Origin of the sequence: Kitasatospora xanthocidica (assembly GCF_014656195.1) — a bacterium.
Lineage (GTDB): Bacteria > Actinomycetota > Actinomycetes > Streptomycetales > Streptomycetaceae > Kitasatospora > Kitasatospora xanthocidica.
Genome location: NZ_BNBY01000009.1, coordinates 186,342 through 209,841, shown reverse-complemented (window position 1 = coordinate 209,841; position 23,500 = coordinate 186,342). Strand labels below are relative to the sequence as shown.

Sequence of the window (23,500 nt, the reverse complement as noted above, 5' to 3'; positions counted from 1 at the left end):
TCGGTCGGGGCGCGGTGGTGGGGCGCCTGGCTGGGCGCCTGGTGTGCGGTCTGGCGTGTCACGTGGGGTTACCGGTCCTCCGGCTAGCGCGGATCGACGCGGACCGGGCCGGCGGCAGCCGGTCGGCGGGGGTGGTCCTGCTCGCCCGCACCAGCGGGCCCCAGGCGTCGATCAGCAGGGCGAAGTCCTCGATGTCCGACTGCGCCCGGTCGAGCAGTCGGGCCCTCCGGGGCGCCAGGTGGTCGGCGAACTCGGCGTACTTTCCGCCCAGGCGCCGGTAGCAGCGGTCGAGTTCGGCGAGCCGCCGGTGGTTCTCCGCGCGGTCCGTCGCGGCGCTGCGGCGGGCGGAGTCGGCGATCGGCTCGGGTCGTACGTGGTGGTGCTCGTCCAGCAGGCTGTCGCCGGCGGCCTCCAGGTCGGCGTAGACCGGGTGGAGGTAGAGCATGGAGAGCAGGAACTTGGCGTAGCGCAGCTGGTAGGCGGTGAAGCCGGGGCCGGTGCGCCGTTCCGGGGTGTGGTAGTTGACGATGTGCCGGTTGTGGGTGACGCCGGGCAGGCCGGCGTCGTGGACGAGGTGGTGGAGGAAGTAGTCGCTGCCGATGGTGTCGGTGGCGGGTGGCAGCGGGACGCGTTCGTACACCTCGTGGTCGAGGGCGATGTTGCACATGTCGATGTGCCAGATGTCGGGTCGGCCGAGGACGGCGCGGTCGGCGGTGAACGGCTCGGTGCCGCCCCCGGTGAAGGACTCGGCGACGAGTTCGCGCTTCTCCTGCTCGCTCGCGCCGGTGGGGGCCCAGAGCGCGACCACGTCGTGGTAGACCTCGGGGTCGCGTTCGAGGATCTCGCCGAGGTCGACGGAGAGTTCGCCGACGAAGGAGGCGCCGGCCAGGGCGACCGGCCGGTCCGCGTGCGCCGGGTCGAGGGTGTTCTCGGTGACGGCGGCGGCCGCGTCGGCGGCCTTCAGTCCGAGGGTGGCCAGTTCGTGCTCGATGGGGAACACCGGTGCGCCCTGGTGCCATTGGTAGCGGCTGTCGGAGTCTCGGCGGTGCACCGAGGTGCAGCCGAGTGCGGCGGCGAGCAGGAACGCCCGGTTGGTGCAGGCGCCGTAGGAGACGGTGTCGGGCAGCATCAGGTCGAGCAGCCGCTCGGGGCCGGGGAGGCCGGAGCGGTCGATCACCTCGCGCAGGAAGGCGCGTTGGGCGGACTCGTCCAGGTGGTGGACGACCAGACCGTCGACGGCGGGCAGGGCGGCGGCGGCCGCGGCGTGCCGGGCGCGGCTCGCGGGGTCGGCGGAGTCCAGCACCAGCAGGTGCACCCGGACGCCGAACCGCCGTACGGCGTGGGCGGCTTCGGCGCCGACCGCGGTGACGGTGTCGGCGCACTCGCGGTTGGTGGGCAGGGTCAGGCAGATGTCGCGCATGCCCGCTCCCCCGTCGCGTCCCGCGGTTCGAGGCTTCTGCCGGTCCAGGACCGCAGGCCGAGCAGCTTCTCTCCCAGTTCGGTGAGTTCGGCCGTCCCGTAGCGCTGCGCCTCGGGCCGGTCGGCGTCGCCGACCAGGGTGCGGTTCCAGTCCGGGGTGGCGAGCGTGCGCCAGGATTCCACCCGGGACCGGCGAAGCCCCTCGGCCTCCTCCAGGGCGGGCATCATCGACAGGTACTGCACCGCGCGGACGCCGTGCTCGGAGGTGTTGGGTGCGACGCCGTGGGCGAGCAGGCCGTTCCAGATCAGCAGGTCGCCGGCCTTCAACTCGGGCCGGACGACGGGGAACTCGTCCCGGTCGACGTCGGGGCGGATCGGGTCGCGGTCGGCCGGCTGGGCGGCCTGCCACTGGTTGAAGCGGCGGAACAGCTCGGGGTCGCACTGGAAGCCGCCGTGGTCGGGGGCGGTGTCGTTGAGCGCGATGAGGCCCTGGACGCGTTGCGGCAGCATGCCCCGGGTGGTGTCGACGTCCCAGTGCAGTTCGATGTCGAAGCCGCGGTCGGTGGGTTCGATCAGCGCGCGGTCGCGGTTGCGGACGTTGGGCGGGTTGAGGTTGAGCCGGTCGAGGGTGACCCAGAGCTCCTCGCAGTCCCAGACGTCCACGAAGGCGTCGTAGACGCGCTGCGACTGGCGGCTGTCCCACAGGAGTTGGTGGTGGTAGGCCTCGACGAAGCCGTAGATGTGCAGGTGCCGGTCGAGTTCGTCGCGGTACTCGCGCTCGCGGTACCAGTCCTCGGGGCGGTCGGGCGACAGGCCTTGGAAGTCCCAGGTGAAGTCGAGCAGGCGCCGGGCGGCCTCGGCCGGGATCGCCTGCTCGACCACGACGTAGCCGTAGGTCTGCCAGAACGCGTGGTCCTCCTCGGAGAGCACGCGCAGCGGGTGCTTCTTGCGGATCTCGCGCAGCGCGGTGCGGGCCAGGTAGCTCTCGGTGTCCGCGCTGAAGTAGGGGCGCTCCGAGGCGGCTCGGAACAGATGCTCCTCGGCCTGTCCGTCTGGGCTCGGCATGGGCAGTCACTCCACGGTTCGTAGTCGACGCAGCGCTTGATTCAGCGGTCGGTGCGGACGCGGCGGGCAGTTCGACCGGCTTCCGGCCGGGTCGGGAATTCTTCCCGCGGACCGTCGGCGGTCCGCACACGCTCCTTCTCGGCTCGCCCCCCGACCGCGCCTCGGCGCCACGTCGGAGGGTCAACTCGCCTGCCCGGCAAGGCCTCTCACCTCACCTCAGGCTTCGCCGAACCACGCTCCCCACACACTGGACTAGACCAACTAATGGTGTCAACCCTTTCCCGGTGGTTACCGATTGGGAAATCCGCGCAGCTCATGACGGCTCTCCCGGTTCGCTTTATGTTTCGCGGGCGGACATAAGACGGGGTATGTTTCCGAAATTGACATAACCGCGACGGATGAACCGGCGGGTTGAACGAGCGGTTGAACCGGCGGTTGAACCGCACCGGCCCCGGGATCCGTTTCCCCGGAGGTGTTGCGCCCGGGCCGCGCACGGGCTCCGGCGTAGGTTGGGCCCATGGCACGACCCACCGGAGCCGCCCGGCTCGCCCCGCCCACCTGGCTGACCGAGAGCCTGCGGCCCCGGTCCGCGCCGATCCCGTGGGCGGCGGTCGCCCGTGCCTCGGTCGCGCTCGCCGCCCCGCTCGCCGTCGGCACCGCCGCCGGGCGGCCCGGCTACGGCGCGCTGGTGTCGATGGGCGCGCTGTCCGGGGTGATCGGGGACACCGCCGACGCCTACCGCATGCGGGTGTTCAACATCGCCGTGCCGCAGCTGTTCGGCGCCCTCGGGGTGCTGCTCGGCACCCTGGTGTACGGCTCGGGCTGGACGGCCGTCGTGGCGCTGACCCTCGTCGCGCTGGTCTCCGGGATGATCTCCTCGATCGGCGCGGTCGCCTCCGTCTCCGGACTCCTCCTGCTGCTCAACACGGTGGTCGGGGCCGGACTGCCGCTGCCCTCCCCCTGGTGGCTGCCGCCCGGACTGCTGCTGCTCGGCGGCCTGGTGGTGCTCGTGCTGACCCTGCTCGCGTGGCCGCTGCGGCAGGGCGTCCCCGAACGCACGGTGGTCGCGGGCACCTACCGGGCGGTCGCGGATCTGCTGGAGGCCACCGGCACCCCCGGGTACGACGAGCGGCGCCGCGAACTCACCCAGTCGCTCAACCACTCCTACGACCTGCTGCTCGCCCGCCGCACCCGCCGGCACGGCCGTTCCCCCGCCCTCGCCCGGCTGCTCGCCCAGCTCAACGCGGTGATCCCGGTGGTCGAGGGGGCTTCGGCGGCGCAGCTGCTCCCGCCCGAGCTCGGCCCGCTGTCGCCCGCCTACCCGGCCGCCGTCCGCGCGCTCGCCGCCGCCGTCGAGCGGGGCCGCAGCGGGCCCGTGCTGCGGCTCGCCCTGCCGGGGCCGGTCGGCCCGTCCACCCGCGCGCTGGAGGAGGCGATCGGGCACGCCGCCGTGGTGGTGCACGAGGCCGCCCCCGACCCGTACGCCGCCGACGACCGGCTCGGCCGGCCCGCCGGACTGGAGGTCCGGGCCCGCCGGGCGGCGCGGGCGCTGCTGCTCTCCGGCGCGTCCTGGCGGTACGGGCTGCGGCTGGCGCTGTGCATCGGCCTGGCGCAGGTGCTGGTCTCGGTGCTCGCCGTGCCGCGCTCGTACTGGGTGACGCTGACCGTCGTCTTCGTGATGAAGCCGGACTTCGGCTCGGTGTTCTCCCGGGCGGTGCTGCGGGCGCTCGGTACGGCCGTCGGCCTGCTGATCGCCGTCCCGGTGCTCGCCGCCGTGCCGCGCGGCTGGTGGGACGTGCCGGTGATGGCGGTGCTGGCGATGCTGATCCCGGCGATGTCGGCCAAGGGCTTCGCCTTCCAGACCGCGGCGATCACCCCGGTGATCCTGCTGCTCTCCGACCTGCTCAACCACCAGGGCTTCCAGCTGGTGCTGCCGCGGCTCTACGACTCGCTGATCGGCTGCGCCATCTCCCTGCTGGGCGGCTACCTGCTCTGGCCGGAGTCCTGGCACGCCCGGATCGGCGACCGCCTCGCCGAGGCCGTCCGGGACACCGCCTCCTACGTGTCGCTGGCGTTCACCACCGGCCCGGGGCAGGACGAGCCGGCCCGGGCGCGGTACCGGCGGCGGCTCTACCGGGACCTGTCGGCCGTCCGCAGCGAGTTCCAGCGGGCGCTCACCGAACCGCCGCCGCTCGGCACCAGGGCGGAGGCCTGGTGGCCGGTGGTGATCGCGGTGGAGCGGATCGTGGACACCACCACCGCCACCCGGGTGCGGATCGAGCACGGCGCGCCCGTCCCGACGACGGCCGAGGTCGGCTTCGTCACCAGGGAGTTGGCAGACCTCGCGGAGGCGCTGCGCACCGGGCGGCCGCTGTCGGAGGCCGAGGTGGAGGCGCACCGGGACGTCCTGGCTCCGGACTGCGCGCTGGCCCGGCTGCACCACGAGGTGCACGCGGCCCGCTCGGTGGCGGCGGCGCCGGCGCCGTGATCCGTGATCCGTGATCCGTGATCGTGATCCGTCCAGCCCCTGTCAGCCCTCGATCGCCCGGCGCTCCTCGATCGCCCGGCAGTCCTCGATCCGGCGCCAGGGGCGTTCCGCCTCCAGCGCGAAGGCCAGCTCCAGCAGCACCCGCTCCTGCCCGTGCGCCGCCGACAGGTGCACCCCGACCGGCAGGCCACCGGGCGCCGCGCCCGCCGGCAGCGCGATGCCCGGGCCGCCGGTCACGTTGTTGACCGGGGTGAAGGCCACGTAGCGCATCAGCCGGTCCATCAGCTCGTCGAAGTCCACGTTGGGGCTGAGGTGACCGATCGGCGGGGCGGTGTGGGCGAGCACCGGGGAGAGGATGACGTCGTGCTGGCGGAAGATCCGCCGGTACACGCCCTCGGCCCGGCGAAGCCGCCGCAGCACGCCCGGGGTCTGCGGGAACTCGGCCTGGAACCGGCGGCGCAGCCCGGTGGTCAGGCCGTCGAGCCTCCCGGCCCGGAAGCTCGGGTCGATCAGCAGCCGGCCGGTGAAGGCGATCGCCCAGGCGATGTAGCCCCAGTAGGTGACGAAGTCGCGGGAGAACTCCTCGCCGAAGGGCAGGGCGGTGGGCTCGACGAAGTGGCCCATCGCCTCCAGCCGGGCGGCGGTCTCCTCGACCACCCGGCGGGTCGCCTGGTCGGTGTCGGCGATCGGCGAGTCCACCACCAGGCCGATCCGCAGCCGCTGGTCGCCCGGTCCCTCGACCAGGCCGAGCGGGGGCAGCTTGGGGTTGCGGCGGTGCCGTTCGGCGGCGGCGAAGAAGGCGGCGGTGTCGCGCACGGAGCGGGTCAGCACGCCGTCGGTGACCAGGTCGATCGGCAGTTTGGCGCCCTGCGCGTTGGTGACCAGCCGGCCCCGGGTGGGCTTGAGTCCGACGAGGCCGCAACAGGACGCCGGGATGCGGATCGAGCCGCCGCCGTCGTTGGCGTGCGCGATCGGCACCACGCCGGAGGCGACCAGGGCGGCCGCGCCGCCGGAGGAGGCGCCGGCCGAGTGCGAGGGCTTCCACGGGTTGCGCACCGGCTGGGCGGTGGCGAACTCGGTGGAGGCGTTGAGGCCGAACTCGGGCAGCCGGGTCTTGCCGAGGACGGCCAGGCCGGTGGAGAGGAACTGGTCGGTGAAGCGCGCGTTGCGGCGGGCCGGCTGGGCCCGGAAGGCCTCGCTGCCCATCGCGGTCGGCAGGCCGCGCAGGTCGACGTTGTCCTTGAGGTAGGTCGGTACGCCCCACAGCGCCCCGCCGATGCCCTCCCGGCTGATCTGCGGCTTGTCGTACGAGGCGTGGGCGACCGGCAGCAGTCTGCCGTCGACCCGCGCGGCTCGGGCGGCGGCCGCGCCGACCAGCTCCCGGGGGTTGACCGCGCCGGCCCGTACCAGGGCGGCCAGTGCCACCGCGTCGTACGGGCCGAGGGCGTCGTCGGTGAACGCGTGAACCCGCTCGTCGGTCATCCGAAATCCCCACTCCCTGCCGGAACTCCGCCGTCCGGCCGTCGCACCGGCGTCTCGCCGGGGGGTACTCCTGCCCAGAGCTACTGACAGGTAGTCGCACAGGACTTCGATTCTATGTAACCATCGCCGCCCTGGATCCCGGTCGCCCCATCAGCAGGTAAACGATCCGTCAAATCTTCGAGGGCGCACGGACGTTCGGCATGCGCCCCCGTGTTCACCCCACCCGCCCGTCCACGATCGTTTCACGCACGGCGGCCGGGAAAGATCACGAGCACGAACCGTTCCGGTCCTTCCCACCCGACCGAAGGTGACGCCCGTGCCGACCCACTTCTTCCCGCCCAGCCGGTTCACCGCCGCCACCGCCCCCGGCGGCCTCCCCCTGCTCGGCCACGTCCCCGCCTTCATCCGCCGCCCGTTCGACTTCGTCGCCGGCCTGCCCGCCCACGGCGACCTCGTCCGGCTGCGGCTCGGCCCGCTCGACGCGTACGTCGCCTGCCACCCCGAACTCGTCCGCCGGCTGCTCACCGAGGACCGGACGTACGACAAGGGCGGGATCGTCCTCGACAAGGCCCGCGAGGTCTTCGGCGACGGCCTCGCCACCTGCCCCGCCGCCGCCCACCGGCGCCAGCGCCGGATGCTGCAGCCCGCGTTCCACCGCGACCGGCTGCCCGGCTACGCCGCGATGATGGCCGAGGAGATCGCCGGCACCACCGCGCCCTGGCATGACGGCGACACGATCGACGTGCCCGCCGCGATGTACCGCCTCACCACCGCCGTCACCGCCCGCTGCCTGTTCGCCGCGCACGAACGGGCCGGCTCGCTGCCGGTGCACGCGAGCATGGACGTCATCACCCGCGGCGTCGGCCGGCGCGTCATGATGCCGCTGCCCGGCGCCGACCGGATCCCCACCCCCGGCAACCGCCGCTTCCGGCGCGCCCAGCAGGACCTCAAGGAGATCACCACCCGGCTGATCGCCGACTACCGCGCCGCCGGCACCGACCACCGGGACCTGCTCTCCGTCCTGCTCAGCGCCGAGGACGAGGACGGGCAGGGCCTCACCGACGCCGAGATCCACGACCAGGTGGTCACCTTCCTGCTGGCCGGCATGGAGACCACCGCCGCCACCCTCTCCTGGGCCTGGACCCTGCTGGCCGCCAACCCGGCCGTCCGCGACCGGCTGCACGCCGAACTCGACACCGTCCTCGACGGCCGCCCCGCCCGCCACCAGGACCTGCCCGCCCTCCCGCTCACCGCCCGGATCGTCAGCGAGACCCTGCGGCTCTACCCGCCGGTCTGGATCCTCAGCCGCACCGTCACCGCCGACACCCGGCTCGGCGGCCACCACCTCCCGGCGGGCGCCACCATCCTCTTCAGCCCGTACCTGCTGCACCGCCGGGCCGACGTCTTCCCCTGCCCCGACCGCTTCGACCCCGACCGCTGGCTCACCACCGCCCGCCCCGCCCCCGGCACCTACGCCCCGTTCGGCCTCGGCGCCCGCCGCTGCATCGGCGACACCTTCGGCACCACCGAAGCCGTCCTCGCCATCGCCACCATCGCCGCCCGCTGGACCATCACCCCCACCCCGGGCCACCGCGTCCGCCCCACCCGCAGCTCCTCGCTGTCCCCCCGCCCCTTCACCGCCACCCTGGCCCGGCGCTAGGGCCCGGCGCCTCCACCCCGGCGCCCGACGCCGGGCGGCTTTGCGCACCCGCCCGGCCGGGGCGGTACTGTCGCGCCGGGGGCCGGCGGGGTTGCGCCGGTCGGACTGTCGGCTCGACTGGGGCACCATCAGAACCATGAACGCTCGATCACCACAGGGGATCCCGGCCCGGCTGCTCCGCGCCGTCCTGACGTACCCTCGCCGCTCGCCGCTGACGCTCTGCTACGTCGCCCTGCTCGTCCTCGGACACGTCTGGGTCGAGGAGTGGATCTCCCCCGATCGGGCCGACGCCCTCCGGGACTACATCAGCACCAACCTCGACAACCTGCACGACCATCCGGTCACCGCGCTGTTCAGCAGCGCGCTGCTCTTCGACGGGACGCTCACCGACATCGCCTCCACCGGCTTCGGCGGCACCCTGATCACCCTCGGCCTCGGCATCTGCTGCTGCCTCGCCTGGGCCGAGCGCCGCTTCGGCCGACTGCGCGCCGCCGCCGTCCTCCTCGGCGGGCACATCGGCGCCACCCTGATCACCGCCCTCGTCATCCTGGTCGCCCTGCGGCACGGCTGGTACCCGGAGGGCGTGCGGCAGGACCGGGACTACGGCATCAGCTACGGCGCGCAGACCTCCCTCGCCTTCGCCACCCTCGCCCTGCCCCGCTGGGCCCGCCTCCCCTGGGCCGCGTTCGTGGTCGCCTGGCCGCTCTCCGGCGACACCGAATGGCCCGGCCCGCTCCCGGACTTCACCACCGTCGGCCACCTGCTCTCGGCCGCCCTCGGCTTCGCCCTGGCCGGCGCGGCCGCCGTCACGGCCTCACGCCGCCGCCGGGCCGCCGCCCCCGCCACGGCGGACGCCCACCCGTGACCGTCCGGGGCGGGGCCGCGGTACGACCCGGCGGGGCCGCGGTACGACCCGGCGGGGCTGCGGTACGGCCCGGCGGGGATCGTCAGGCCCGCCCCCGCTCGGTGAGCAGCCGCTCGATCGTCTCCAGGCGCCGCCGCAGGTCCTCGACGTCGCCCCGGGTGGCGCTCTGCTCGCTCGCCTTGAGGGTGACCAGCAGCTGACCGTCCGGCTCCAGCCGGGCCCGGGCGACGTCGGTCACGCTGTCGCCGTTCTGCACCCGGATCGCGTGCTCCAGCTCGGAGGGCCGCAGCGCCAGCTCGTGCAGCGCGCCGGGCACCAGCTTGCCGTCCCGCACCACCGTGGTGGGCGTGCCCTCCAGGAGCCGCGCGGCCCGCGGGTCCCGGGCGAGCCAGCGGGTGACGACGGAGTTCACCGCGATCAGGGTGACCGCCCCGATCGCACCGCCGAACAGGCTGTTGTCGTTGCCGATGATGGCGTTCTGCACCACGTTGGAGAGCAGGAAGACGACCACCATGTCGAAGGTGTTCAGCTGCGCCAGCCCGCGCTTCCCGGCCACCCTGAACAGCACCAGGACCAGCGCGTAGACGGCGACCGTGCGGAGGATCTTCTCCACGATCGGAATCTGGACCACCGCCAGGTCATGCCACACGGCCCCGCTCCTCCCACCACGACTCGACGGAACGGGGCCGACGCTACGCCACCGGCAGCTACCCGCGCCGCTTCGGCTTGCCGCGCCGGGCCGCCGCCGCGCCCCGGCGGCCGGCCGCCGGCTTGGGCTTCTGCCCGCCGGCCCGCGGCGCCTGCTTCGCCCCGCCCGCCTTCGCCCCGCCGGCCTTCTGGCCGCCCGCCTTCTGCTGCTGTTGCGGCTTGCGCGGGCCCGCCGCCGCCTTCTTCGGCTGCGCCTCGGCGGCCGCCGCCCCGGCCCCGCGCCCGCGCGAGCTGTTGACCGTACGGCCGCGGACGATCCCGATGAACTCCTCCACCAGGTCGGTGGTGCCCTCCTGCGGCCAGGACAGCGCCACCTGGGACTGCGGCGCGTCCGGCACCGGCCGGTAGGTGAGGTCCTTGCGGTGGTGCAGCCGGGCGAGCGACTGCGGCACCAGGAGCACGCCGACGTTGGCCGCGACCAGCTCGATCGCGTCCGCCGTGGTGTCCGGCCGGGCGATCGCGGGGCGCCCGGGCAGGGTGTCGGCGGTGAAGCCGAGGGTGTCGTCGAGGGGGTGGAAGACCACCTCCTCGGCGAGGTCGTCCGGCGTGACCTCCTCGGCGGCCGCGAGCCAGTGGTCCTTGGGGAAGACCACGACGGTGGTCTCGGCGTACAGCGGGATCGCGTTCAGCGCGTCCTTGTCGACCGGCAGCCGGACCAGCCCGGCGTCCGCACCGCCCTCGCGCAGGGTGCGCTCGCCGTCACCGACCGGCACCGCGAGGAGGTCGAGCGGGACGTCCGGGAGTCGCTCGCCCCAGACCCGGACCCATTTGCCGGGGGTCACGCCCGGGACGTACACCAGCCGGAAGGAGGGGTTCACCTGCATGTCTGTCACAGGGCAAGGCTACCGACCGTGACCGGAAGAGCCCGCGCGCTCCCTTACCCTTGTCCTCATGACATCGCTCAAGCAGAAGACCAGCCAGACCATGAAGCCGGCCACGGCGGCCAAGAAGCTGGGGATCTACCTCGCTGCGGCGCCGGCCGACTTCCAGGAGGGCGTGGTCTCCCGCGAGGAGCTCAACGCTCTGCAGGCCGAGCCGCCGCAGTGGCTCCAGGACCTGCGCCAGAACGGCCCGCACCCGCGCCCGGTGGTCGCCGCCAAGCTCGGCATCTCCATCTCCGGCCTCGCCCGCGGCGGCGTGACCGAGGCGCTCACCACCGAGCAGATCGACGCGATCAAGGCCGAGAACCCGCTCTGGCTGCAGCACGAGCGCGCCAACCAGGTGGACGCCCGCAAGGAGGCCGTGCGGATCAAGGAGAAGCAGGAGAAGGAGGCCGCGGCCAAGGCCGCCAAGGAGGCGAAGGCCGCCCAGGCCCGCTGACCCCCGCCTGCACGCTCCCGGCGTCCGCCCGCGCTCCGGCGCGGGTCGTCAGACGCCCGCGCGACGACTGTGCCGACTGTGCCGACGTCCGTTCCGACGGGCGTCGGCACAGTCGTGTCCGGGCGCGCCGCCCGGAGGGTGGAACTCCCCTCCCGCCACCGCGTATTGACCATGGCGTCGAGCACTCCGAATAATCGGCGGGATCGGGGACGGGGGCCGAGAGTCCCGTGCCGCTCCGACCGCACTGGACCAGGGGGATCCATGATCGAGCAGCCGCAGCACGCCGGACTCGCCGCACTGGCGGACGAGTACTTCGCCGCCGAGAACACCCACAACCCGTTCGACGCGACCCTCAGCGGCGTCGAGGGCTACGCCCACCTGCTGCCCGATCCCTCGCGCGCCGCCGACTGGCACCACCGCGAGGTGCTGCGGGCGCTCGCCGACCGGCTGGCCGCGATCCCGCTGGAGGGACTGAACGGCGAGGACCGCACCACCCACCGGGTCCTCGCCCGGCTGATCGACAACGGCACCGGCCGACTCGCCCACGGGCTGGACGAGTTCAGCGTCTCCGCCACCATCGTCGCCCCGCACAACACGGCGGTCACCTCGCTCACCATGGCCCCGGTCGACCACGAGGGCGCCGACGCCTACCTGGAACGGCTCGCCGGCCTGCCCGGCTACTACGACGCCGTCCTGCGCCGCACTCTGGACGCCGCCGCCGACGGCCGGCACCCGCTGCGCAGCGGGGTCGACGCCGCCGTCACCCAGCTGGACGCCCACCTCGCGGCCACCCCGGACGAGGACCCGCTGCTGCGCCCGCTGAAGGGCCGCCCGGAGTTCGAACGCGCCCTGACGATCGTGCGCGACGCCGTCCGCCCGGCGATCGCCCGCTACCGGGCCGGGCTGGCCCAGCAGTCGGCCCCCGGCGCCCGGCCCGACGACCGGGCCGGCGTCTGCCACGTGCCGGGCGGTACCGAGGGCTACGCCGACGCCGTCTCCCGCTTCACCCGCCCCGGGCTCACCCCGGAGGAGATCCACCGGACCGGCCTGGAGACGGTCGAGGCGCTGCGCGAGGAGTTCGCCGCGCTGGGCGGCAAGGTGCTCGGCATCACCGACCCGGCGGCGGTGCTGACGGCGCTGCGCGAGGACCGTTCGCTGCGCTTCGGCAGCGCGGCCGAGATCATCGCCCTGGTGGACGGCGCCCTGGAACGGGCCCGCCGCGCCTCGGCGGACTGGTTCCGCCCGTACCCGATCGCCGACTGCGTGACCAGGGAGATCGACCCGATCGAGGCGGAGACCGCGCCGCTGGCCTACTACCAGCCGCCGGGCCCGGGCGAGCGGCCCGGCACCCACTGGATCAACACCCTGCGCCCGGAGACCCGGTTCAGCTACGAGTACGAGGCGATCGCCTTCCACGAGAGCATCCCCGGCCACCACCTGCAGATCGCCGTCGCGCAGACCCTGCACCACCTGCCGCTGTTCCGGCAGAAGCCGAGCGGCCAGCTGACCGCGCACGTCGAGGGCTGGGGCCTGTACACGGAGCGGCTCGCCGACGAGATGGGGCTGTACGGCTCGGACCTCTCCCGCTTCGGCATGCTCTCGATGGACGCGCTGCGGGCGGTGCGCCTGGTGGTGGACACCGGGATGCACCACTACGGCTGGTCCCGGCAGCGGGCGATGGACTTCATGCGGGACAACACCGCGACCCCCGAGGCCAACGTCCGCAACGAGATCGACCGCTACCTCGCCTGGCCGGGCCAGGCCACCGCCTACCTGATCGGCCGTCGGGAGCTCGTCCGGCACCGCGAGCGGGCGCAGGCCGCGCTGGGCGCCCGGTTCGACGTCAGGGAGTTCCACCACCAGCTGATCGGGCACGGCAGCCTGCCGCTGGCGGTGCTGGACGAGCTGGTCTCGGACTGGATCGCGGCGCAGTAGCCGACCCGCGACCGGCGGCCCGGGCCACCGGCGGGAGCCGGGCCCGGCCGCGGGCCCCTCCGCGACCCCGGTGGTGCGGAAACGGTTCCGCGCGCCCGGCAAAGGCTTCACCCGCCCGGACGTGGCGTCACCCTTTCGGCCCTGTCGACACGGTAGTGTCCGCTGGCGCGGTCCCCGGCACCCCGGCGCCCGCGACCCACGCACACCCAGATGGAGGAACCGTGCCGGCTCCCGCCCGCCGCGCCCTGGCCGTGGCCGCGGCCGTCCTGCTCGCCGCCGCCGCAGGCTGCTCGTCCGGCGGCGGTCACCCCGCCAAGGGGTCCGCCCACGGCTCCGCCCCGGCGGCGGCCGGTGACGCGGCCCAGCCCGCCCCGGCCGCGATCGTCACCGGCGCCGGTCCGAAGAGCTCCTACGAGGTCCAGCCGCAGCCCGCTGCGGGCAGCTGCCACTACCGCTACACCGCGGACAAGCAGCCGCTGCCCGACCCGAACTGCACTCCCGGCGCGCTCAGTCCCGCGGTCAGCCAGGACAACCTCAAGGACACCATCTGCAAGCAGGGCGGCTACACCTCGGCCATCCGCCCGCCGGCGAACCTCACCGGCAAGGAGAAGGCCGAGAACGCCAAGTCCTACGGCTACACCGGCCCGATGGGCGACGCCGAGTACGACCACCTGATCAGCCTCCAGCTCGGCGGCGACCCCAACGACGCGCGCAACCTCTGGATCCAGCCGCCCTCCCCCGGCCACGTCCCGGGCAAGGGCCCGAACAACCCCAAGGACTCGGTGGAGACCCACCTGCACACCGCGATCTGCAAGGGTCAGGTCACCCTCGCCGCCGCCCAGCAGGCGATCGCCACCGACTGGACGACGGCCGAGGTCAAACTCGGCCTCAAGTCCGGCGGCACGCCGACCACCGAAGCGGACGCCGACGGCGACTGACCGGGCGCCAGGCCGCCGCCGGGCGACCGGCAGGCAGGGTCAGCGGCCCGCGGACTCCACCAGCTCGGCGATGGTGTCGAACGGCCGGTGCGCCGCGAGCTCCGCGCCCAGCGCGCGGGCCCGCTCGCGGAACCGGCCCTCGGCGAGCACCCGGTCGACGGCGGCGCCGACCTCCGCCGCGGCCGGCCGGCCCGTCCGCAGGTCAAGCCCCACCCCCGACCACTGCACCCGGGCCGCCACCTCCGGCTTGTCCTCGCTCGCCCCGGCCACCACCAGCGGCACCCCGTACCGCAGCGCGGTCTGCACCCCGCCGTAGCCGCCGTTGCTGACCAGCACGTCGGTGTGCGGCAGCAGCCGCTCGAACGGGACGTAGTCGACGGCGCGCACGTTCCCCGGCAGCGCGCCGCCGAACAGCTCGGCCAGCTCCCCCGGCCCGTCCGGGCGGCCGGTGGCGGCCACCACCAGCACGTCCCGCTCCGCCAGCGCGGTGACGGTCGGGGCCACCAGTTCCCCGAGGTCGGCGTTGGCCAGCGTCCCCTGCGTCACCACGACCACCGGCCGCCCGTCGGTCAGCTCGTCCCACCAGGACGGCAGCGGCTGCTCGGCCCCGACCAGCCCAGGCAGCGCGCCGATCAGCCGGAAGCCCTCCGGGGCGTCGCTGCGCGGGTACTCGAACCCGGGCACGGTCAGCTGCAGGAAGTGGTCCGGCACCGTCACCACGGCCCGCCCGCGCGGCCCCTCCGGCAGCCGGACGCCCAGCCCCTCGTACACCTTCTCGGCGTACGCGCGCAGCGGCTCGCCGCGCCGGTCCGCCTCCTCCTGCAGGGCCCGGTTGCGGGCCCGGCCCTCCTCCCCCGGCAGCGGCGGCAGCGCGAGCCCGAAGGGCGCGGTGTCGACGCTCGGCAGCATCGACGGGGTGACCCCGAGGCTGATCAGCGCCGGACGCTCCGAGCGCGGCCGGGCCAGCGCCAGCGGCAGCGCGCCCTGCAGGAAGGCGTCCGCGACCACGGCGTCGGCCGGGAACTCCGCCAGCAGCGCGAGCAGGGCCCGGTACTGGGCGGGGATCGGGTCGACGAACACGTGCCGCACGTCGAACGCGATCCGCTCCGGGCCCGGCGGCAGGCTCGACCGTCCGGGGAAGCTCGTGTCGAGGTCGCGGTCGTCGAAGTCCGCGCCGGCGGGCAGCGCGACGAACCGCGCCCCCGCCCGTTCCGCCGCCGCGGCGAACCGCGAGCCGCCGAGGAACACCACCTCGTGCCCCCGGGCGGCGAGGTCGGCGGAGACGGCCAGCAGCGGGCTGGTGTGGCCGTGGGCGGGCATGGCGGTGGTGATGATCCTGGACAGCGGAGGCTCCCGGGTCGAAGACGGTTCGTGGTCGGTCCCCACCGTAGGGACGCCCGGTTGACGATCGATGAACGCCGCGGCGCCGGGGACGACGACCGCAGCCGTGAACGCGTCAGCGCCCGAGCACCGCACCACCGTTGACGCCGACGACCTGGCCGGTGACGTACCCGGCCGCCGGGGAGACCAGGTAGGCGACCGCGTCGGCCACGTCCGCGGGGGTGCCCGCCCGGCCGACCAGGGTGTCGGCCACCTTCCGGGCGTGGAAGTCCTCGCTCCACCGGGAGCCGAAGATCTCGGTCTCCTCGATGTAGCCGGGCGCGACCACGTTGACGGTGATCCCGTCCGGCCCCAACTGCCGTGCCAGACCGAAGGCCCAGCCGTGCAGGGCGGCCTTCGCGGCGGCGTACGAACCGGCCGAGTGCGGGCCCGCCCCGCCGCGCTGGGCCGCCGCCGAGCTGATCACGACCAGCCGCCCGCCCGGGCGGCGGAACGCGTCCTGCAGGGCGGTGGTCAGCAGGACGGCGGTCAGCAGGTTGACGTCCAGGTCGTGCCGCCAGGAGCGGGCCAGGGCGGCCAGGCCCCCGTCCTCGGGCGGGGTGATGATCGCGCCCGCGTTGTTCACCAGCGCGTCCACCGGCCCGAGTCCGGCGATCCGGGCCGCCGCCGCGCCGACCGCCTCCGGGTCGGTCAGATCGGCCACCACCGGAACGATCCGGCCCGGCCCCACCGTCCACTCGATCTCCTCCCGGGCCTGCTCCAGCACGGCCGCCCGCCGCCCGACGACCACCACCCGGTACCCGTCCCCGGCCAGCCGGGCCGCGATCGCCCGGCCGATCCCGGTCCCCCCGCCGGACACCACCGCGAGCTGTTCCCCCGTCACTTCGTCCCCCTCGTACCCGGGCCGACGGTGCGTCGGCCACCCGTGCCTCGGTCACGACTCGGCCTCGGGGCGTTCCCGCCCCTTCGGGCCCGTGCCCGCTCCCCGGTACCGTAGCGAGACACGCGAACGGGCCCACACCGGGGGGATGGCACAGTGGCGCGCACGCACATCAAAGGCACGGGCACCAAGCACACGGGGATCAAGCACACGGGCACCGGGCAGACGGGTGACGGGGGTACGGGCGCCGCGCAGACGGGCGCCGGGGGTACGGGCCTCAAGGGCCGGGGCAGCGAGACCTTCGACAGCGTGCTCGCCGTGGTGCTGGGCGCGCTCACCGCGACGACGGACGGGTGGCTGCTGTCCGTCATCTGGCAGGACGCCCACGAGCAGACCGCCGTCGCCCGCCGGGACTCCGGCAGCGCGACCCTGATCCTGATCGCCCTGGTCCTCTTCACCGCGCTCCTCGGCGCGGCCGTCGCCGGCCAGCACTCCACCCCGCACCGCCGCTGGCGCTGCGCGATGCTCGGCCCCGTCCTCGGCCACCTCGCCCTGCCGGCGCTCCTGGTCGTCTGGTTCCTGTTCAACCCCCCGGCCATCACCATCCCCTGGTAGCGCCACCGCGCCCACCTGCCCGGACCCGGCGGCCGGGCCCGGACCGCCACCGGTACCTTGTCCCGCGTGACTGATCAGACCGCGGCCGTGCCGCCGACCGTGTACCGCTCCTCCCCGCTCCGGATGGTCCTCGTCCTCATCGGCTCGCTGGCCTTCGTGGCCGCGGGCGCGGTCCTGCTGACGGGGGACGGCGAGTCGGTGAAGGCCGTGGTCGCCGGTGGGCTCGCGGTGCCGTTCTTCGGGCTCTGCGCCGTGGTGTGCGCCAGCCGGCTCGTCCGGGGCCGGCCCGAGCTGGTGCTGGATCCGGCCGGCCTGGACCACGTCCAGCTCGGCCGGATCGCCTGGAGCGAGATCGCCGCGGTCCGGATCCGGGTGGTCACCGTCAGGGGCGCCGCCCAGCCCATGATCGAGCTGCTCCTGGCCGACCCCGCCGGGTACCTGGCCCGGGCCCCGCGGATCGTCCGGGCGACCGCCGCCGCGAACCGGGGCATGGGCTACGGCCCGGCCAACATCTCCACGACCACCCTGCCGGTCGGCCCCGAGGCGGTCGTCGACGCCATGCGCCACCAGCACCCGGCGCTGGTCGTCGCGGGCTAAAGCTTGTTCCAGGAGGTCGGGTGCGAGGGCCCGGTCAGTGCGACCGCTCGGGGCCGGCGACGCGGTGGGTGCCCGTCATCGTCGTCACCAGGGAGTACAGCGAGGTGGTGGCCGTGATGAACAGCCGGTTGTTCTTCGGGCCGCCGAAGGTGAGGTTGGAGACGGGCTCGGGCACGAGGATGCGGCCGATGAGCGTGCCGTCGGGCGCGTAGCAGTGGACGCCGTCGCCGAAGGCGGCCGCCCAGAGCCGCCCGTCGACGTCGAAGCGGATGTTGTCGAAGCGGACCCGCCCGGCCGGGCCCTCGCCGCCCTTGACGAAGATCCGGTCGCCGTCGAGGGTGCCGTCCTCCCGGACGTCGAAGACCCGGATGTGCCCGGCCCGGCTGTCGTTGACGTAGAGCTGCCGCTCGTCGAGCGAGAACACCAGTCCGTTCGGCCCCTCGAAGTCCTCGGCGGCGAGCCGCACCTCACCGGTGTGCGGGTCGATCCGGTAGACGTTGCGGGCGCCGATCTCGGATTCGGCGCGGTGGCCCTCGTAGTCGGTGGTGATGCCGAAGTCCGGGTCGGAGAACCAGATCGCGCCGTCCGAGCGGACCACCGCGTCGTTGGGCGAGTTGAGCCGCTTGCCCCGGTAGCGGTCGGCGAGGACGGTGATCCGGCCGTCGTGCTCGGTGCGGGTGACCCGGCGGTTGCCCTGCTCACAGCTGATCAGGCGGCCCTCGCGGTCGAGGGTGTTGCCGTTGGGGTGGCCGGCCGGGGAGCGGAAGACGCCGACCGTGCCGGTGGCCTCGTCCCAGCGCAGCAGGCGGTCGTTGGGGATGTCGCTCCAGATCACCTGGCGCCAGGCCGGCAGGTAGAGCGGGCCCTCGGCCCAGCGGCAGTCCCCGTACAGCTTCTCCAGCCGGGTGTCCCCGTTGGCGCACCGGCGGAACCGGTCGTCCAGGATCTCGTACAGTCCGAACTCGATGGAACCAGACATCATCCACCCCGAATGGTCGTTGACCGAATGTTGTTCCGACGACCTGGAGTATGCCAGAACGCGGTATGGTCCCACCATGGCCTCCGATCACCTCGACGACACCGACCGCGCGCTGCTCGCCCTGCTCCAGCAGGACGCCGGGCAGGCGTACGCGGCCCTCGGCAAGGCCGTGGGCCTCTCCACGGCGGCAGCACACGAACGGGTGCGCAAACTGCGCGAGCGCGGGGTCGTGCGCCGCACCACGGTGGAGGTGGACCCGCGGAGCCTCGGGCTCGGGGTGCTGTCCTTCGTGATGGTGGACTCCTCGGCCTGGATGGGGGATTCGGCCCGGGCCTTCGCCGCGATACCCGAGATCGAGGAGGCGCACATCATCGCGGGCAGCGCCTCGGTGCTGGTCAAGGTGCGGACGGCGACCACCGAGCAGCTCCAGGACGTGCTGCGCCGGCTCTACGCGATCGAGGGCGTGAGCGGCACCCAGGCGACCGTCGTCCTCGAGACCTTCTTCGAAAGGCCGCCCGCGCCTTAGGAATCCGCGGTTCGCTCCTCGGGACCGGCCGTTCGTGGCTTCTCCAGCGACACCGGGTGTTCCAGCGGCACCGGCTGATCGGCCGGCGGCGGCCGCTCGGCCGGCGCCGGGTGGGTCAGGATGTCGAGCACGCGCGCACCGTCCACGGTCTCCTGGGCGACCAGCAGGTCCGCCAACTCGTCCAGGTGGTGCCGGTGTTCGGTCAGCAGGCCGACGGCCCGGCGCTCGGCGGCGCGCAGCAGGCCCGCGACCGCCTCGTCCACCGCGCGCTGGGTCTGCTCGGAGTAGGGGCGGCGCAGCAGGTCCTCGGGGCTGTCACCGAGGTAGTGCGGACTGCCGCTGGAGTAGCCGACCGGGCCGAGCTCCGGGGAGAGGCCGAACTCGCGGACCATCCGGGTGGCGACCGAGGTGGCGTTGGCGAGGTCGTTGGCGGCGCCCGTCGAGCCCTCGCCGAAGACCACCAGTTCGGCTGCCCGGCCGCCGAGTTGGACGGTGAGCAGGTCGGTCAGGTAGCCCTCGCTGTAGAGGTGCCGCTCGGCTTCGGGCAGTTGCTCGGTGGCGCCGAGGGCGACGCCGGCCGGGAGGATGGTCACCTTGGCGACCGGGTCGGCGTGTTCGCACAGCGCGGCCATCAGGGCGTGTCCGGACTCGTGCACGGCGACGGCGTGCCGCTCGTCCGGGAGCAGCGCGTTGGAGGACTCGCGGCGGCCGAGCAGCACCCGGTCGCGGGCGTCGTCGAGGTCGGCGGCGGTGAGGGTGGCGCGCTGGGCGCGGACGGCGTTGATGGCGGCCTCGTTGAGCAGGTTGGCGAGGTCGGCGCCGGAGAAGCCGGGGGTGCCGCGGGCGATCCGGTCGAGGTCGGCGTCCGGGGCGAGGGTCTTGCCGCGGGCGTGCACGGCGAGGATGGCGGCCCGCTCGGCCTGGTTGGGCAGCGGCACGGTGACCTGCCGGTCGAAGCGGCCGGGGCGCAGCAGCGCGGGGTCGAGGGCGTCGGGCCGGTTGGTGGCGGCGATGACGACGATGCCGGTGCTCTGGTCGAAGCCGTCCATCTCGGCGAGCAGCTGGTTCAGGGTCTGTTCGCGCTCGTCGTTGCCGCCGATCCGGGTGCCGCCCGCGCGGCGGGCGCCGACGGCGTCGATCTCGTCGATGAAGACGATCGACGGCGCGCGCTTGCGGGCCTCGTCGAACAGGTCGCGGACCCGGGAGGCGCCGACGCCGACGAACATCTCCACGAAGCCGGAGCCGGTCACGGACAGGAACGGCACCTCGGCCTCCCCCGCGACGGCCCGGGCCAGCAGGGTCTTGCCGGTGCCCGGCGGCCCCACCATGATCACCCCGCGCGGCCCCTTGGCCCCGGCGGCGACGTACCGCTCCGGGTTGCGCAGGAAGTCGACCACCTCGCTGACCTCCTGCTTCACCCCCTCGTACCCGGCGACGTCGGCGAAGCCGGTGTCCGGCCGCTCGGCCTCGATGATCTTCGCCCGGGAGCGGCCGATGGTGCTCAGCCCGCCGCCCAGCGAGCGGGCGGCCATCCGGCCGGACCAGAGGAAGAGCCCGCCGAAGAGCAGCAGCGGGAGGAACAGCAGCAGGGTGGACCAGATCGAGCTGCCGCCGGAGCGGGTGCCGGTGACGGTCACGTGCTGGTCGCCGAGCGCGCGGCTGAGCTGGGAGGTGTCCAGGGCGGTGGGGATCTGGGAGGTGAAGCGGGTGCCGTCCTTGAGCGTGCCGCTCACCCCGCCGGTGTCGCTGACGTCCACCGTCCGGACCTGGCCGGCGTCGACCCGGTTCAGGAAGTCGGTGTAGCCGTAGCGGGTGCCGGGCTTGCCGGGGTTGGCGAAGAGCACCAGCAGGAGCAGGGTCACCAGGACGGCGACGGGCAGCAGCCAGCGCCGCCAGGAGGGCGGCGGGGACTGGGTCGGCCCGCCGGGGCCGGGGCGGCCGGGCCCTCGGCCGGAGCCCTGCCTCGGGTTCTGCCTCGGGTTCTGGGCCGGTCCCCGGCCGGGGCGCGGGGTCCAGTCGGGGCCGCGTTTCGGCGGTGTCGCGGGGTGACGGGCGGCGCGCAGCCGGATTCGTACGATCATCCACGCTCACCGCCTCTCGGGGGGACCACCCGGGCCTCCGTCTCCATGGTCGGACGCTCAGCGCCCGGACGGGAGTCCGGAGGGCCGTCAGTGGTCACCCCGGGCCGGTCAGGAGAAGTCGAGCGAGCCCGTCCGGGTCCGCTTGAGCTCGAAGAACTTCGGGTAGCCGGCCAGCAGCCGGACGCCCTCGAAGACCCGCACGGCGTCCTCCCCGCGCGGTATCGCGGTCAGCACCGGACCGAAGAAGGCGACGCCGTCCACGTGGATGGTCGGCGTGCCGACCTCCTCGCCCACCGGGTCCATGCCCTCGTGGTGGCTCTTGCGCAGCGCGATGTCGTACTCGGTGCTGTTCGCCGCGTCGGCCAGCTCCTCGGGCAGGCCGGCCGCGACCAGCGCCTCCCTGATCAGGGTGTCGTCGGCGGCCCGGTCCTGGTCGTGCAGGCGGGTGCCCAGCTCGGTGTACAGGTCGCGCAGGACGTGCGCGCCGTGCTTCTCGGCGGCCGCGATGCAGACCCGGACGGGGCCCCAGCCGGTGGTCATCAGGCGCTGGTAGCGCTCGGGCAGGTCGGTGCGGCCCTCGTTGAGCACGGACAGGCTCATCACCCGGAAGTTGAGGTCGAGCTCGCGGTGGCGGTCGACCTCCAGGATCCACCGCGAGGTGATCCAGGCGAAGGGGCAGACGGGGTCGAAGTAGAAGTCGACCTTGGTGGGCTTCGTCGTCTCGGCGGTCTTGGTGTTCGTCTTGGTGTTCGTCACGTCGAAGAGCCTAGCGGCCAAGTGGACCGCTCCAAAGAGCCAATCTGATCACATTTCATTGGGCCACTTTGCCCCGCTATCGCACTCCGCGGACGGTTCCCGCCGCCCGTCCGCCCGCCCTCCCGGCCGCCCGCTCTCCGGCCGCCCGCTCTCCCGGCCGAGCGGGCCGCTCAGCTGCAGGTCGTCCCGTCCGCGGGCACCGTGCCGTCCAGCAGGTAGGCGTCCACGGTCTGCTTCAGGCAGGGGTTGCCGGTGTTGTAGCCGCCGTGGCCCTCGCCCTGCAGGGTGACGGTGACGCCGACGCCCGCGCCGAGCTGCTGCGCCATCGCCCGGGCGCCCTCGACCGGGGTGGCCGGGTCGCCGGTGGTGCCGACCACCAGGATCGGGGCGGCTCCGGGGGCGGTGACCTCCGGGTGGTCGGCCTTGCCCGGGACGGGCCAGCCGGTGCAGCCCGTCAGGCCCCAGGCGGTGAAGGCGCCGAACACCGGCGAGGCGGTACGGAACTGCGGCAGCTGCTGCTCGACGTCCTGGTCCGAGTAGCGCTGCCGGGCGTCCACACAGCTGATCGCCCGGTTCGCGGCGTTCAGGTTGCTGTAGTGGCCCTGCGCGTCGCGTCCGTTCAGCCCGTCGGCGAGCTGGAGCAGCGTGGTGCCCGAGCCCTGCTCCATCGCCTCGGTCAGCCCGGCGGCCAGCACGGGCCAGGTCCGCTGGCTGTACAGGGCCCCGGCGATGCCGGTGACGGCCAGGGTCTCGGTGAGCTGCCGCCCGTCCTTGGCGGGCAGCGGCGACTGCTCCAGCTTCCGCACCAGCGCGGTGATCCTCGCGGTGCCCTCGTCGCCGCCCGCACCCGTCGGGCAGGAGGCGCCGACCTCGGTGGCGCAGGCCTTCATGAAGTCGTCGAGGGCGAGCTGGAAGCCCCGGGCCTGGCCGAGCGCGGACTGCTGCGGGTCCTTGGTCGGGTCGACCACCGAGTCCAGCACGAGCCGGCCGACCTGCTGCGGGAACAGGTGGGCGTAGACGCCACCGAGCTGGGTGCCGTAGCTGATGCCGAAGTAGGAGAGCTTCGGGTCGCCCAGCACCTGGCGGATCAGGTCCATGTCGCGGGCGGCGCTCTCGGTGTCCACGTACGGCAGCACCGCCCCGGAGTTGTGCTCGCAGGCGGCGACGAACCGGGCGTTGCTGTCGTCCAGGACCTTCACCGCGGCCGGGCCCTCGGGGGTGCTGTCCACGGCCGCGGAGGCGTCCGTCGCCTGGTCGTCCAGGCAGCTCACCCCGGCACTGGCGCCGACCCCGCGGGGGTCGAAACTCACCAGGTCGTAACGGGCGTTGAGGGAGGCGTAGGTCGGGGCGAGGGCGGGCAGGGTGGCCACGCCGGAGGCCCCGGGGCCGCCGAAGTTGAAGAGCAGCGAGCCGATCCGGTGCTGCTCGTCCGTGGCCCGGCTGCGGATCAGCGCGAGGTCGATGGTCGCCCCGTCCGGCTTGGTGTGGTCCAGCGGCGCCTTGAGGGTGGCGCACTGCCAGTCGGCGGCGGGCGCGGTGCCGCCGCCCTGGGCGGTGCTGGGGGCGGCGCAGGCGTGCCAGGCCGGCTGCTGGGCGGCGAGCCCGGTGGCGGATGCGGAGGTGCCGGTCGCGGAGGCGCCGGTCGCGGAGGTGGCCGTCGCGGAGGTGGCCGTCGCGGAGCTGCCGGTGACCGGGGAGGTGGGCGCGGGCTCGGCGACGGACGAACCCTCGCCCTGGCAGCCGGTGGCGGTGAGCAGGAGCGCGGCCAGGCCGAGCGCTCCGGCACCGCGGACGACGGTGTGCATGGGGCGGGTCCACCTCTCAGGAGGGCCGGTCACCCCGGCG

General features: G+C 74.2%; 20 protein-coding genes. 9 read left to right on the top strand and 11 right to left on the bottom strand.

Going from position 1 to position 23,500, the window contains the following annotated elements; all coding sequences use genetic code 11:
* Nucleotides 1-58: 58 nt before the first annotated feature.
* The gene (locus IE332_RS18905) at nucleotides 59-1,420 is read right to left on the bottom strand and encodes a DUF6271 family protein (protein ID WP_189917717.1); all 1,362 of its coding nucleotides are present in this window, start codon (nucleotides 1,418-1,420) and stop codon (nucleotides 59-61) included.
* Complete coding sequence (locus IE332_RS18900) at nucleotides 1,402-2,484, bottom strand: phytanoyl-CoA dioxygenase family protein (RefSeq protein WP_189917715.1); 1,083 nt, start codon at nucleotides 2,482-2,484, stop codon at nucleotides 1,402-1,404. Before IE332_RS18900 ends, IE332_RS18905 begins: the two co-directional genes overlap by 19 nt.
* A gap of 517 nt (nucleotides 2,485-3,001) precedes the next feature.
* Between IE332_RS18900 and IE332_RS18895 the strand changes: the two genes are divergently transcribed.
* Nucleotides 3,002-4,972: an FUSC family protein gene (locus IE332_RS18895; RefSeq protein WP_189917713.1), complete on the top strand. Its 1,971-nt coding sequence runs from the start codon at nucleotides 3,002-3,004 to the stop codon at nucleotides 4,970-4,972.
* 42 nt (nucleotides 4,973-5,014) lie between these two features.
* On the opposite strand, the gene IE332_RS18890 is transcribed toward IE332_RS18895, so the two are convergent.
* Nucleotides 5,015-6,454, bottom strand: a complete 1,440-nt coding sequence (locus IE332_RS18890; RefSeq protein ID WP_189917711.1) for an amidase — start codon at nucleotides 6,452-6,454, stop codon at nucleotides 5,015-5,017.
* Nucleotides 6,455-6,770: 316 nt separating this feature from the next.
* Here IE332_RS18890 and IE332_RS18885 point away from each other — a divergent pair, with 316 nt between their 5' ends.
* Together IE332_RS18885 and IE332_RS18880 are read left to right on the top strand one after the other, a co-directional pair.
* Nucleotides 6,771-8,114, top strand: coding sequence for a cytochrome P450 (locus IE332_RS18885; protein ID WP_189917709.1), 1,344 nt, complete (start codon nucleotides 6,771-6,773; stop codon nucleotides 8,112-8,114).
* A 136-nt stretch (nucleotides 8,115-8,250) separates the two neighbouring features.
* On the top strand, nucleotides 8,251-8,979 hold the full coding sequence (locus IE332_RS18880; RefSeq protein WP_189917700.1) for a rhomboid-like protein: 729 nt from the start codon (nucleotides 8,251-8,253) through the stop codon (nucleotides 8,977-8,979).
* Nucleotides 8,980-9,061: 82 nt separating this feature from the next.
* Here IE332_RS18880 and IE332_RS18875 read toward each other — a convergent pair whose 3' ends face one another.
* Both IE332_RS18875 and IE332_RS18870 read right to left on the bottom strand, forming a co-directional pair.
* Entirely contained in the window at nucleotides 9,062-9,628 is a 567-nt protein-coding gene (locus tag IE332_RS18875; RefSeq protein WP_189917698.1) for a DUF421 domain-containing protein, read from the bottom strand.
* 58 nt (nucleotides 9,629-9,686) lie between these two features.
* Nucleotides 9,687-10,520: a LysR family substrate-binding domain-containing protein gene (locus IE332_RS18870; RefSeq protein ID WP_373313759.1), complete on the bottom strand. Its 834-nt coding sequence runs from the start codon at nucleotides 10,518-10,520 to the stop codon at nucleotides 9,687-9,689.
* 58 nt (nucleotides 10,521-10,578) lie between these two features.
* On the opposite strand from IE332_RS18870, the gene IE332_RS18865 reads away from it, so the two are divergent.
* From IE332_RS18865 to IE332_RS18855, 3 genes are all read left to right on the top strand, one after another.
* A complete protein-coding gene (locus tag IE332_RS18865; protein ID WP_189917696.1) occupies nucleotides 10,579-11,007 on the top strand; it encodes a DUF5997 family protein in 429 nt (142 codons plus the stop codon).
* Nucleotides 11,008-11,268: 261 nt separating this feature from the next.
* The gene (locus tag IE332_RS18860; RefSeq protein WP_189917693.1) at nucleotides 11,269-12,942 is read left to right on the top strand and encodes a DUF885 domain-containing protein; all 1,674 of its coding nucleotides are present in this window, start codon (nucleotides 11,269-11,271) and stop codon (nucleotides 12,940-12,942) included.
* Nucleotides 12,943-13,163: 221 nt separating this feature from the next.
* Complete coding sequence (locus IE332_RS18855) at nucleotides 13,164-13,880, top strand: hypothetical protein (RefSeq protein WP_189917691.1); 717 nt, start codon at nucleotides 13,164-13,166, stop codon at nucleotides 13,878-13,880.
* Nucleotides 13,881-13,919: 39 nt separating this feature from the next.
* On the opposite strand, the gene IE332_RS18850 is transcribed toward IE332_RS18855, so the two are convergent.
* Together IE332_RS18850 and IE332_RS18845 are read right to left on the bottom strand one after the other, a co-directional pair.
* Nucleotides 13,920-15,200 (bottom strand): nucleotide disphospho-sugar-binding domain-containing protein, encoded by a 1,281-nt coding sequence (locus IE332_RS18850; RefSeq protein ID WP_189917689.1) that lies wholly within the window; start codon nucleotides 15,198-15,200, stop codon nucleotides 13,920-13,922.
* Nucleotides 15,201-15,336: 136 nt separating this feature from the next.
* Nucleotides 15,337-16,104: an SDR family NAD(P)-dependent oxidoreductase gene (locus tag IE332_RS18845; protein ID WP_229928708.1), complete on the bottom strand. Its 768-nt coding sequence runs from the start codon at nucleotides 16,102-16,104 to the stop codon at nucleotides 15,337-15,339.
* Between the two features lie 153 nt (nucleotides 16,105-16,257).
* Here IE332_RS18845 and IE332_RS18840 point away from each other — a divergent pair, with 153 nt between their 5' ends.
* Both IE332_RS18840 and IE332_RS18835 read left to right on the top strand, forming a co-directional pair.
* Nucleotides 16,258-16,716: a hypothetical protein gene (locus IE332_RS18840; RefSeq protein ID WP_189917687.1), complete on the top strand. Its 459-nt coding sequence runs from the start codon at nucleotides 16,258-16,260 to the stop codon at nucleotides 16,714-16,716.
* 66 nt (nucleotides 16,717-16,782) lie between these two features.
* Entirely contained in the window at nucleotides 16,783-17,313 is a 531-nt protein-coding gene (locus IE332_RS18835; protein ID WP_229928707.1) for an STM3941 family protein, read from the top strand.
* A gap of 34 nt (nucleotides 17,314-17,347) precedes the next feature.
* On the opposite strand, the gene IE332_RS18830 is transcribed toward IE332_RS18835, so the two are convergent.
* Entirely contained in the window at nucleotides 17,348-18,292 is a 945-nt protein-coding gene (locus tag IE332_RS18830; protein ID WP_189917931.1) for an SMP-30/gluconolactonase/LRE family protein, read from the bottom strand.
* 76 nt (nucleotides 18,293-18,368) lie between these two features.
* Here IE332_RS18830 and IE332_RS18825 point away from each other — a divergent pair, with 76 nt between their 5' ends.
* A complete protein-coding gene (locus IE332_RS18825; protein ID WP_189917685.1) occupies nucleotides 18,369-18,818 on the top strand; it encodes an Lrp/AsnC family transcriptional regulator in 450 nt (149 codons plus the stop codon).
* Here the strand turns inward: IE332_RS18825 and ftsH are convergent.
* From ftsH to IE332_RS18810, 3 genes are all read right to left on the bottom strand, one after another.
* On the bottom strand, nucleotides 18,815-20,899 hold the full coding sequence (gene ftsH, locus IE332_RS18820) for an ATP-dependent zinc metalloprotease FtsH (RefSeq protein ID WP_189917683.1): 2,085 nt from the start codon (nucleotides 20,897-20,899) through the stop codon (nucleotides 18,815-18,817). The genes IE332_RS18825 and ftsH overlap by 4 nt on opposite strands.
* Nucleotides 20,900-21,007: 108 nt before the next feature.
* Complete coding sequence (locus IE332_RS18815) at nucleotides 21,008-21,655, bottom strand: mycothiol-dependent nitroreductase Rv2466c family protein (RefSeq protein ID WP_189917681.1); 648 nt, start codon at nucleotides 21,653-21,655, stop codon at nucleotides 21,008-21,010.
* A 170-nt stretch (nucleotides 21,656-21,825) separates the two neighbouring features.
* Nucleotides 21,826-23,460 (bottom strand): alpha/beta hydrolase, encoded by a 1,635-nt coding sequence (locus IE332_RS18810; RefSeq protein ID WP_189917679.1) that lies wholly within the window; start codon nucleotides 23,458-23,460, stop codon nucleotides 21,826-21,828.
* Between the last annotated feature and the right edge of the window lie 40 nt (nucleotides 23,461-23,500).